This window comes from Leucobacter chromiireducens subsp. chromiireducens, assembly GCF_016758255.1.
Lineage (GTDB): Bacteria > Actinomycetota > Actinomycetes > Actinomycetales > Microbacteriaceae > Leucobacter > Leucobacter chromiireducens.
Genome location: NZ_QYAD01000006.1, coordinates 55,159 through 66,012 on the forward strand (window position 1 = coordinate 55,159; position 10,854 = coordinate 66,012).

The following is a 10,854-nucleotide window of genomic DNA, read 5'->3' on the forward strand; positions in this document are numbered from 1 at the left end:
GCCCGGCCTCCTCCGAATCGAACCGTCAGAGAACAGGTGCACCCGCCCAGACACAAGGACGGGCGGGGCCGGCAGACCTGGGGATGGTCCGCCGGCCCCGCCCTGAGGGGTGCGCTACTCGTTCATGAGTTCTTCGATACCTTCGTCCTCCTCTCTGACGTCGCCGACGCGCTCCCGAAGCCGCGTGAGCCTGCGCCCGAACCACAGCGTGATCCCGGCCACGAGGAGCGCCGCCGCGCCCCCGGCGCCGATCAGCCACGGGAACCCGGAACCACCCGTGACAGCGAGTTCGGTGGGCTTTTTCGGCAGCTCCGGCACCTCGGGCGTCGGGGGCGTCTTCGGCGGCGTATCCGTCACAACAGTCGTCTCACCGGGTGTCCCGCACTTCCCTTCGGCGATGATCTTGCCGTCCTGGTTGTAGAGGGTTTCGACCCAGTACACGTTTCCGGCCCGGTCAACGCTGGTGGTGCCGGAGCGGTAGATGCCAGTCTGGGTGACCGGGATCTTCTCCGACGTGAAGAACGGCGTCTCGCACACTGGCGCAGCGTCGGGATCGTGGGGACCGTAGGCGCGGAACACGAGGTACGCGCCGTCCGGGATTTTCGACCCTTGCACGAGCGCCGCATCGTCGAACTCCTCACCGACACCTGCAGCCGGGGTGGCCTGCGTGATCATCGACACCGGCTGCCCGTCTTGCGGGACGTAGAACCGCTCCCAAATGTCTGCGGCCGAGCTCTGGAACGGCTGCACCCGGTCATCGCCCGTGAAGGTGGTCACGACGACGTAGTAGCCGGGGTCTTCGGGCTGGATGCGGTCCTCGTCGGTGTAGCCGATGTCGTAGACCCCGTTCTTCGCCGGCGTCGTGATCGTCGTCAGCACCGGCGCGGTGTCGAGGTCGAGATCCTCGGTGAGTATCGTGTCGGTTTTGAACGGTCCGTAGATGGTGTGGGTGAGCTCCTGTTCGTCTGCTCCCCAGTACCCGTCGCCTGCGAAGTCGGGGTGGTTGCCTGGGAACCCGGCCACGGTGATGCGGTCGAACGCGCGACCGCCTGGGTGCACGTTGTACTCGCGCACCTCCGACATGATCGTGAGCGGCCACCGGACGGAGTGCGATTCGATGTTGATGCCGTAGTCGTCCTCCCAGTCGTCGGCGATGTAGGGTCGCACCCACTCGGGCTGCGACGCCTTCTTCACTTCCCACACCCAGGTCACAAACCCCGCATCCGGGAGGGGCACTTCGGGAGATTCGTACTCGCCAGGCCCCGTCGCGGTGACCTGCACGGTCCCGACCGGCACCGCGCCTGCTGGCACCGATTCGCTCTGTGCAGGTGGGAGGGCGCCGGGCACCTGGTAGGCGGTGCCCTCGAAGACCACAGGGATCGGCTCGCCATTGTGTTTCAGCCAGGCCCCGTTGGTCGAGGACACCGTGATCGTGTCCGTCACCGCATCCCCCGGCCTCACGAGACGGCCGTTCGCCTTCGACACGGCTCCGGGCTGAAACGGCGAGACCGAGGTCTCAGTGACCCGGCCGAACTTGTCCGTGAAGCTATCGGTGAGGTACTTCGCGTTCCCACCCTGCGCGTCCCTGTCGATCTTCCACACCCACGTGTAGAACCCCGACTCCGGTGCCGTGAGGGTTCCCGGCGACGTGTAGCTGCCGGGGCGGGTGAGCGCCAGGGATTCGGTTCCAAGCACCGGGGCGCCTTGCGGGGGTGCGTTCGCTTCGGCGGGTTGCGCATCGAACGGCCCGTACAGGGTGCCCTCGGCTACGACCTCGACCGGGGCGCCGTTCACGCTAATCCAGGAATGCTTCGTCACCGACACGTTCAGGTCATCCAGGAACGGGTCACCGGCCTGCACGAACTTCGCCGACACCGCCGTTTCGATCACGGGCTGGAAATCCAGCGGGATCACCGGAGACTTCGCGATCGCCGACAACGGTTCGAACGATGCACTGCCGAGGATGCGCTGCTCGCCCGGCGTGTAGAACAAATCCACACCGGCCCCGTACCCGACCGCGGGAGCCTGCATCGTCGCGGTGATCTGGTAGTCCGGGGTTGTCGCCGGCGGGGTACCGACGATTTCTTGCGTCCCCGCCCCGAGCGTTGCCGACGCGGACCCGTCGGGGAAGGTCGCGTTCGTGAGGGTCACGGTGCCCGTCGCAGAGGCCGGGTTCGTGCCGACGGTGAGCGTGCCTTGATACTGGTCGCCCATCGCGATCGACAGGGAGACCGACGGGTCCGTGACCGCGTTCGCGACTGCCGAGTCGCGCATCCCGGCCAGATTTGAAAGTACAGTGCTCTGTGCGTCAGCCGGGACGCGGGTCACGAGTTGGGCATCCCCGCCACGGTCGACGTAGGTGTCGTGGTCAGCGACATCCCACACGTATAGCTGCACTGCGGCGGTCACATTCGGGTCCCGCGATTCGCCCCATCGGCCCATGACATAGTTCAGCCGAGCGAGTTCGCTCGCGGTGAGATCGTCAAGTGTCGTGGTCAGAGCGGGGTGCTGCGTGGTTCCCCACGGTGCGAGCGCTCCGAGGTCCATGCAGTACGCCTGCCGGCCATGCGAGGAGAACGATCCGAGCCATAGGTCTTCGTTGCCGTACCCGACGCCGAGGGTCGCGGCCTGCGCTGGCAGAGTGGTGAAGAAGAGGCCGCTGATGAGCATGAGCAGGATCGTGAGCAGTGCGGCGGCACGATCGGTGAACCGGCCGGGCGGTCTCGCCGCTCGGCCGGGTTCGAGCGCTGTGGACATAGGAACTCCTGACTAGTGAAACGCCGACGCCAGGATCGACGGCGGCCACTAGTCAGGTGCGTCCCCCGTCACCACCATTCGTGGGCTTGGCGGACTCAAGCGCTCCTATCTCATCAAGCGAGGCTAAGGAAGAGTTTCTCCAGCTCATCCTGATCGGACGGCTCCCCATCCGGGGCGGTGAGGCACTCCTTGAGCGCACTGGAGATAACAAGAAAGCCCGCGCGATCGAGTGCTTTCGTGACGGCCGCGAGCTGGTGGACGACATCTCGGCAGTGGGCGTCGTCTTCGACTGCGCTGATCACAGCGGCGAGTTGTCCGTGTGCACGACGGAGACGGTTCACTACCTTGCGTTTGGCTTCCTCGTCACGGGAAGCAGTGCTGAGGAGGGTTGCGGGCATGTCTGACATCGCTGCCTGCTTTCAAGTGTCGAACCGGGTAGGACTTGACAATCAGGATACCCCATGGGGTATAGTTTTGACTATTGAAGAATACCCCCAGGGGTATCTGAGTTTGGTTTGAAAGTTGAGGAGCACGGTATGTGTCGAGCGACGAAGTGCCGCACCTGTGGGAAGACGACCTGGGCGGGCTGTGGCCAGCACGTAGCGATGGTGAAGACGAGCGTGCCGGCTTCCGATTGGTGCAACGGTAAGCACTCGCGGGCCGAGGTCGACGCGGCGAAGGCCGAACGTGGCGGGTTCTTCTCCCGTCTCTTCGGGCGCTGAACCGCTGAAGGACAGGAGCAGGATTATGGCGACGAAGAACCTGACTCACACCGACTTCGCTGAGACGGTCCGTGAAGGGATCGTGTTCGTGGATTTCTGGGCGGCGTGGTGTGGGCCGTGCCGGGCGTTCGCGCCCGTGTTCGAGCAGGCTGCTGCGCAGCATCCGGACATCGTGTTCGGCAAAGTCGATACCGAGGTCGAGCAGCAGCTTGCGGCCGAGTTCCGCATCACGTCGATTCCGACACTGGTGGTGTTCCGCGACGGGATCATGGTCTACTCGCAACCGGGCGCGCTTCGCGCACCGCAGCTCGATCAGCTGATCCAAGGCGCCCGCGATCTCGACATGGAAGACGTGCGCAGGCAGCTCGCCGACCGCGACGCGCAGCCTGCATCCTGACCACCCACCCCACCGGCACATCGTTTGAGAGGACCCCATCATGTGCGCTCGAATCACCTGCTCGACCTGCGGAAAGCCCACCTGGACCGGTTGCGGCCAGCACATCGAGGAAGCTCTCTACGGGGTTCCCAAGGCCGACCGCTGCACCTGCCGCTGACGTACTCCACCCGTTTACGACATAGGAGGATCTGATCATGCTGCTGGAACGCATCTACGACGAAGATCTCGCGCAGGCGAGCTACTTCATCGGCTGCCAGGCGAAGGGCGAGGCGATCGTCGTCGATCCGCGCCGAGACCTCGATATTTACCTCGATCTCGCCGAGAAACACACCATGAGGATTGTCGCCGTCACCGAGACCCACATCCACGCCGACTACCTTTCGGGCACGCGCGAGCTCGCCGCGAGGGTCGGGGCGCGGATGTACATCTCTGACGAAGGCGGCCCGGACTGGACGTACGGCACCGACTTTGACGGCGCAGTGCGGATGAAGCACGGCCAAAGGATCCGGCTCGGCAACATCGCGGTCGAGGCGGTGCATACTCCCGGCCACACCCCCGAGCATCTGTCATTCCTCGTCACCGACGGTGCACAGTCGGCGGAGCCCGGGTTCATGCTCACCGGCGACTTCGTGTTCGTCGGCGATCTCGGCCGACCAGACCTGCTCGACGAGGCCGCGGGCTTCGTCGATACCCGCTTCCAGGGTGCGAAGGATCTTTTCGCGAGTCTCAAGCACCGCTTCCTCACGCTGCCCGACTACGTGCAGGTGCTCCCCGCCCACGGCTCCGGCAGCGCCTGCGGCAAAGCGCTCGGCGCGATCCCCTCCTCGACCGTCGGCTACGAACGCAATTTCTCCTGGTGGAGCCAGTACCTGAGGAACGACGACGAACAGGGCTTCGTCGACGAGCTCCTCAGCGGTCAGCCCGATGCGCACGCCTATTTCGGGCGCATGAAGATGGAGAACAAGGTCGGGCCCGCGGTGATCGGCGAGGCGCCCGCGCTCGTCGAGTACACGACCGAGCAGCTGTCGACGGAACTTGCCGCCGATACGGCCATTCTCATCGATACTCGGCACAACAGCGAAGTGCACCTGGGCACCGTGAAGCGTTCGCTCAACATTCCAGGGGTCGACAAGGCCGCGAGCTACGGTGCCTGGGTGGTGGATCCGTTGGTCGAGCAGCGCCCCCTAGTGCTGCTCGCCGCCGACCTCGAAGAGGCCGAGGCGATGCGGGATCACCTGATCCGCGTCGGGATCGACACCGTGCGGGGGTACATCACCTCGTTCGACGGTCTCGAATTGGTGACTCCGAGGCTCGTGCAGCCGGAAGAGCTTGACAGCATCGAGCGGGTCATGCTGCTCGATGTGCGCAACAAGACTGAGTATTCGGAGGGGCACCTGCCCGGTGCGCGTCAGGTCTCGGGCGGGAGGGTGATGTGGAATCTCGATCTGCTTCCCGATCCCGGAGCCGGGACGATCGTGTCGTACTGCCAGAGTGGAGTCCGCAACAGCGTTGCGGCCAGCGCGCTGCGCCGGGCGGGCTACGACATCGCCGAGCTCAACGGCAGCTACGCCGCCTGGACCGCGGCAGGCAACACCCCCGAGACCAGCACGCCGGTCCCGGTCTGACCCGTCTCATAGGCTGCAGCCTTTCCTCACTAGGAGTCCGTGCATGGAACTGACGCTCGTCATCGCGCTGCTGCTCGCGGTACTCGTCGGTCTCTCGCTCGGGCTCCTCGGCGGGGGCGGATCCATCCTCACTGTCCCGATCCTCACCTATGTGCTGGGGATGGAGCCGCGCGCCGCGATCGCTTCCTCCCTGTTCGTCGTCGGTGTCACCAGCGCTGTCGGTCTGATGACGCATGCACAGGCAGGGCGCGTGCAATGGAGAGCCGGAGCCTTGTTCGGCGTCGCGGGCATGGTCGGGGCACTCGCGGGCGGCTTCATCGGTGACTGGATCCCCGGGCCTGTGCTGATGATCTTGTTCGCAGTCATGATGATCGCGACTGCCACCGCGATGATCCGCGGACGCAGAGCACCCGCAAACGACGAGCAGACGCAGAACGACGGGGTCGGACCGCCACTCACCCGGATCCTGCCCGTCGGATTCCTCGTGGGCCTCGCGACCGGGCTCGTGGGGGCCGGCGGAGGGTTCCTGATCGTGCCCGCTCTGAACCTCCTCGGCGGGCTGCCGATGGCCGCTGCGGTCGCGACTTCCCTGCTCGTGATCGTCATGAACACCACCTCCGGGCTCACTGGGGCGCTCATGTCTGTGCCGCTCGACTGGCCGATCGTGCTCGCCTTCACCGGTGTCGCGGTCGCCGGTTCTCTCCTTGGTGCCCGGCTCACAGGCCGTATTCCCGAACGGCCCCTCCGCCGCAGTTTCGGCATCTTTGTACTCGCCATGGGCGTACTCGTCCTCGCCCAGGAAGCTCCGAATCTGATGGCAGGCCTCACGTGACCCGCGCACCCGGAAGCGCGCCGGCAACTCCGTGGCCGCGCATCGGCCGGATCGTCCCCGGCTACGCCGTCCCGGTGATCAACGAACGCGAAGCCAGAGCCGCCGCAGGTCTCCTCTTCCTCCCCGGAATCGTGCTCTACCTCACCGCCATACACGCAGGTACTGCCCAACCGCTGAAGCCCTTCGGCGCCGTGTTCGTGCTCGACATGCTGATCCGCGTCCTTGTCGGCGACAGATACGCGCCCTCCCTCGCGCTCGCACGCATCATCGTCTCCCGGCAACAGCCCGAATGGGTCGGGGCGCCCCAAAAGCTGTTCGCCTGGTGGCTCGGCTACGGCATGGGACTCTTGGCCTGTCTCGCGACCGGCCTCCTGCAGGCCCCGCTCTGGGTGACGCTCGTCCTCTGCGGTATCTGCCTCACCATGCTCTTCCTTGAAACCGCGTTCGGCATCTGCGTCGGTTGCAGACTCCAATCTCTCCTCACCAAAACCCCACCGAAGTATTGCGCAGGCGGTACCTGCGAAATCCCGGACGACATCGCACCCGCATCAACACTCACCACGCTCCCTCAACATCCAACCGCACGATGAAAGGACCGCTCATGCGCCATACACTCTCGAAAATCGCCCTTCCCCTGGCCGCTGGAGCGCTCGCGCTCGGCCTAGCCGCCTGCACCAGCGCACCCACCCCCACGGAAGCCGCCGATATCCCGGCGGACGCCATCATTCTCGATGTGCGCACCCCGGAGGAATACGCGGCAGGGCACCTCGACGGAGCGAAACTGCTCGACTTCACCGCTGGCGAGGTCGCTGAAGCCATTCCGAACCTCGACCCCGACGCGGACTATCTCATTTACTGCCGCTCCGGGAACCGTGCAGGCCAAGCCATCTCTCTCATGGAACAGGCCGGGTTCACCAGTCTCACGAACCTCGGCTCACTCGAACAAGCCGCGGAGGTCACTGGAACCAGCATCGTGCGGTAGGCACTATTTTCAGGTGCCTACAAGCTAGCGACATCTCTCCGACCTCCTGCCTCAACTGCCGTGAGTTCGGACATGCGCGTCACGCTCTGAGTTCTTCAGGTTCGTGAGGTGCGCTGGGCTTCCACCGCCCGTGAGTTCCCGCTGCTTCAGGGTTCACGATTCGTGAGCCTACGGGGTTTTGTCTCTAGACCCGCATCTAGCTGAGCCGGTTCTCGGCGCTTCTGGCCCGCCGGGCCTGCGGAGGTCTCCACGACAACACAGATCGAGAATCGTGAAGATTGTTCAGGAATTCCGAAGATTTCAGCGTATTCTCGAAATATGATCGCGATTGCTGAAGACGCGGGACGATGAAGCTCGCCGCGGTTCGGAGCATCGGGACTGCCCGCGGGTGGCAGACCGAGGCCGACGCCGCGGATTTCGAGCAAGAAATCATCGACCAGTTCGCGCTCGCGATGGCCGCTGCCGGGCTGAGCGATGGGTACATCTCGCAGTGCCGTTCGGTGGTGTTCGAGTTCCGCCACCACTTCGGGTTGCCGCTGTGGCAGGCGAAGCCAGCCGATGCGGATGCCTACCTCGCGGGCCTGCGCCGGGCGGGACTCGCCGCCTCGACGCGGGCGAATCGGGCTGGTGCAATCGCGCAGTTCTACGACTTCACGATCGCCCGCTACCAGGCCGACATCAATGCACTGACGGAGTTCGTGATCGAACAGCCCGTCGACGAGTTCAACCGGCAGTCTGGGGCGTCGCTGGGCAAGGTCCGGGTTCCGCCATCTGACGTAGAAGTCGAGAAGCTGTTCACGTCCTGGGGTGCCTCGTTGGAGAGCGAGCGTCGCTACCTGCCGGCGGCCCGGAACTACTTCGCCGCGTCACTGTGGCGCAGGGTCGGGATCCGCATTACCGAGAGCACGATGCTCGACTTGCGTGACTGGCGTCCGGACCTCGGTTCGTTGGGAAAGTTGCATGTCCGTTTCGGGAAAGGATCGCGGGGGCGCGGTTCCAAGCAGCGCCTCGTGCCGGCGATCAACGGGACTGATCGCTTGATCGATTGGTGGCTGGGTGACGTGCGGCATCGATTTGGCGATGACTGGGAGAACCCGGATGCACCGATGATTCCGTCCGAGCGCTTCGATCCCGAACTCGCACGGTGCTGCCGCGCGAGCGACGATGTCCTGCGCCGCGGGCTGCGGCAGGCAACGATCCGCTTCCTTCCGGCCTGGGACGGCCGAATGACCCCACATGTGCTCCGTCACTACTGCGCATCGTCGCTGTATCTCGCGGGCATGGATCTGAAAGCGTTGCAAGAACTTCTCGGGCACCAATGGCTCTCGACCACAACGCAGTACATACACGTCTCGGATGGGCACGTGGAGGAGTCATGGATGAACGCGAACCAGAGACTTGAAGACCGATTTGAGGGGATGAGCTGAAGCAATGAAATGGAATCTCCGAGTGCAGGCCGCTGAACGCGGGATCTGGAAGTCCGCCGAGCTACGACGGATGCTCGCGGACGCGGGACTCGAGATCAGTCTGGGAAAGATGTCGGCCCTCTGGACCGGCACCCCGACCACGATCCGGCTGGACGACCTCGATGTCATCTGCCACGTCCTCGGCTGCCAACCCACCGACCTCCTCGTCCCCGAACCCGACAAAGTCGCTTCGCAGAAACAGCAGCCCGCAGACAAGGGCGCGGTGAACGACGCACCGGGCGTGGTGAAGCCCCGGTTCGGACCGACCGACCGACCAGCACCACCGGTATGAGTCCCGCCCGCGGCCGGGACGGGCCGCTCAGCCCACCCTTGGCCTGCACCGCGTGCGGGGTCAATCCGGCCGCGTGGCTCACGCCCCGAGTCGACTACTGCTACGACTGCCTCCCGGGCGGCCCCTTCACGCCACCGCCCTGCCGGAAGTGCGGGTCAGCGAGCTACTACAGCCAGGGGCTCTGCGCGCACTGCCATCCCGGCAGCCCGGGTTTCGTCGGCTCCTGCCGAGACTGCCTCGCCTACGGCGTCTATCGGCAGCACAACTGGCGTTGCTGGAAGTGCCGATGGTGGTTCCAGCACTACCCCCTAGGCGAGTGCTCCTCCTGTCACCGCACGGTCACGACCGGCGAGCAAGGCTACTGCCGGCTCTGCCTGGAGACCGCCCGCTACCACCAACAGCCCGGCGAACCACTCGATCTCGGCGCCGCACAGAAGTGGGGACAGCAACTCTTCTTCGCGTCGATGAACGACCCTCGCCGACCTGCCGCGCTCCGAACGCGGCCAGCGATGGGCATCGCCGAGGCGCTACTCCTCATCAACGCGCCGCCACCGCCCGAGAGCACCCAGCAGGTCCTCTTCCACGTCGACCCCGACCCCGAGTTGCTGCGGCAGCGAGCGAACGAGGTCGCCCATCGCGACATCACCTCCCGAACCGAGCACTTCCTCACCGCCCGCGCCAGCGAGTACGCCTGGAGCAAACGGCAGACGAATCAGGTTCGGCGCACCCTCAAGGTCCTGCAACTCGTGTTCCCCGGCGCGAACCTCCAGTTCCGGGCATCCGACATTCTCGCGCTACGCAGCTACAACGACCACAACGTCCGCTCCACGATCGAAGTCCTCGAAGACGCCGGCCTCCTCATCGATGACCGGGCCCCCAGCTTCGACCTGCTCTTCGCGCGCAAGACGGTGGATATCCCGGACCCGATGCGCACCCAACTCGAGCTCTGGCGAACCATCATGGTGAACGGGTCATCGAAGCCACCGCGCAGGCAGCCCCGCGAAGCATCGACAGTCAAGGCCCAGATGTACGGCATCCTCCCGGCCGTGACCACCTGGGCCGAGAATGGGCACACGAGCTTCGCCGAGATCAGCACCGACGACATCCGTGCCGTGCTGCCCGACGAGCCATCAGCACGGCACCTCATGCTGCTCGGCCTACGCACGTTGTTCAGCATCCTGCACGGGCAGAAGCAGATCTTCCACGACCCCACGAAGCGAATCCCGCTACGTCCAGCGAAGCGCAACGCACCGCTCCCGATGCACCCGAACTCGATCCGCGACGCCCTCACGAGTCCCGACCCAGCAGTCGCGTTCGCCGTCTCCCTCGTCGCGTTCCACGCGCTCACGACCCGGCAAGTCCAGCATCTGCTCCTGACCGACGTCGCCGACGGACGCCTCACCATGCCAGACGGCCGCATCATCCCGCTCGCGAAACCCGTGCTCGTGCGGCTCACGGCGTGGCTCGACCACCGCACCCGAAGATGGCCCGAGACGCGGAACCCGTATCTGCTCGTGACTCAGCAGACCGGACCCAGGCTCACCCCGCCCGGCCGCAACTTCCCCTGGAAGAAGGCCGGAATCTCCGCTCAGTCGCTCCGCACCGACCGCATCCTCTACGAGATCGAGCAGACCGGTGGAGACGTTCGTCGGGTCTGCGACCTCTTCGGCATCACCATCGCCACCGCCCTCCACTACGCCCGCACCGTCGCGGACCCGCCCAACACCACGGTCGACAGCGCATAGCCGCCGCTGAAGGTGAACCTTCGGCAAACACTGGCC

The 10,854-nt window shown here is 65.3% G+C and carries 11 protein-coding genes; 9 read left to right on the forward strand and 2 right to left on the reverse strand.

Features of this window, described 5'->3' with window-relative positions:
* Nucleotides 1-114 precede the first annotated feature (114 nt).
* Nucleotides 115-2,757 (reverse strand): hypothetical protein, encoded by a 2,643-nt coding sequence (locus D3226_RS14150; RefSeq protein WP_237462947.1) that lies wholly within the window; start codon nt 2,755-2,757, stop codon nt 115-117.
* Between the two features lie 113 nt (nt 2,758-2,870).
* Complete coding sequence (locus tag D3226_RS14155) at nt 2,871-3,164, reverse strand: metal-sensitive transcriptional regulator (RefSeq protein ID WP_237462948.1); 294 nt, start codon at nt 3,162-3,164, stop codon at nt 2,871-2,873.
* A gap of 129 nt (nt 3,165-3,293) precedes the next feature.
* Here D3226_RS14155 and D3226_RS14810 point away from each other — a divergent pair, with 129 nt between their 5' ends.
* The 9 genes from D3226_RS14810 (at nt 3,294) to D3226_RS14195 (ending at nt 10,818) form a co-directional block, all read left to right on the forward strand.
* The gene (locus D3226_RS14810) at nt 3,294-3,479 is read left to right on the forward strand and encodes a hypothetical protein (RefSeq protein WP_130452322.1); all 186 of its coding nucleotides are present in this window, start codon (nt 3,294-3,296) and stop codon (nt 3,477-3,479) included.
* A 25-nt stretch (nt 3,480-3,504) separates the two neighbouring features.
* On the forward strand, nt 3,505-3,876 hold the full coding sequence (gene trxA / locus D3226_RS14160) for a thioredoxin (RefSeq protein ID WP_130452323.1): 372 nt from the start codon (nt 3,505-3,507) through the stop codon (nt 3,874-3,876).
* A gap of 194 nt (nt 3,877-4,070) precedes the next feature.
* Nucleotides 4,071-5,501 (forward strand): MBL fold metallo-hydrolase, encoded by a 1,431-nt coding sequence (locus D3226_RS14165; protein WP_130452324.1) that lies wholly within the window; start codon nt 4,071-4,073, stop codon nt 5,499-5,501.
* 43 nt (nt 5,502-5,544) lie between these two features.
* The gene (locus D3226_RS14170; RefSeq protein ID WP_130452325.1) at nt 5,545-6,333 is read left to right on the forward strand and encodes a sulfite exporter TauE/SafE family protein; all 789 of its coding nucleotides are present in this window, start codon (nt 5,545-5,547) and stop codon (nt 6,331-6,333) included.
* Nucleotides 6,330-6,923, forward strand: a complete 594-nt coding sequence (locus D3226_RS14175; RefSeq protein ID WP_130452326.1) for a DUF4395 domain-containing protein — start codon at nt 6,330-6,332, stop codon at nt 6,921-6,923. Before D3226_RS14170 ends, D3226_RS14175 begins: the two co-directional genes overlap by 4 nt.
* Before the next feature lie 11 nt (nt 6,924-6,934).
* Entirely contained in the window at nt 6,935-7,315 is a 381-nt protein-coding gene (locus tag D3226_RS14180) for a rhodanese-like domain-containing protein (RefSeq protein ID WP_130452327.1), read from the forward strand.
* Between the two features lie 347 nt (nt 7,316-7,662).
* Nucleotides 7,663-8,742, forward strand: a complete 1,080-nt coding sequence (locus tag D3226_RS14185; protein ID WP_130452328.1) for a tyrosine-type recombinase/integrase — start codon at nt 7,663-7,665, stop codon at nt 8,740-8,742.
* A gap of 4 nt (nt 8,743-8,746) precedes the next feature.
* Nucleotides 8,747-9,073, forward strand: a complete 327-nt coding sequence (locus tag D3226_RS14190) for a helix-turn-helix domain-containing protein (RefSeq protein WP_130452329.1) — start codon at nt 8,747-8,749, stop codon at nt 9,071-9,073.
* 464 nt (nt 9,074-9,537) lie between these two features.
* A complete protein-coding gene (locus D3226_RS14195; RefSeq protein ID WP_130452330.1) occupies nt 9,538-10,818 on the forward strand; it encodes a hypothetical protein in 1,281 nt (426 codons plus the stop codon).
* Nucleotides 10,819-10,854 lie beyond the last annotated feature (36 nt).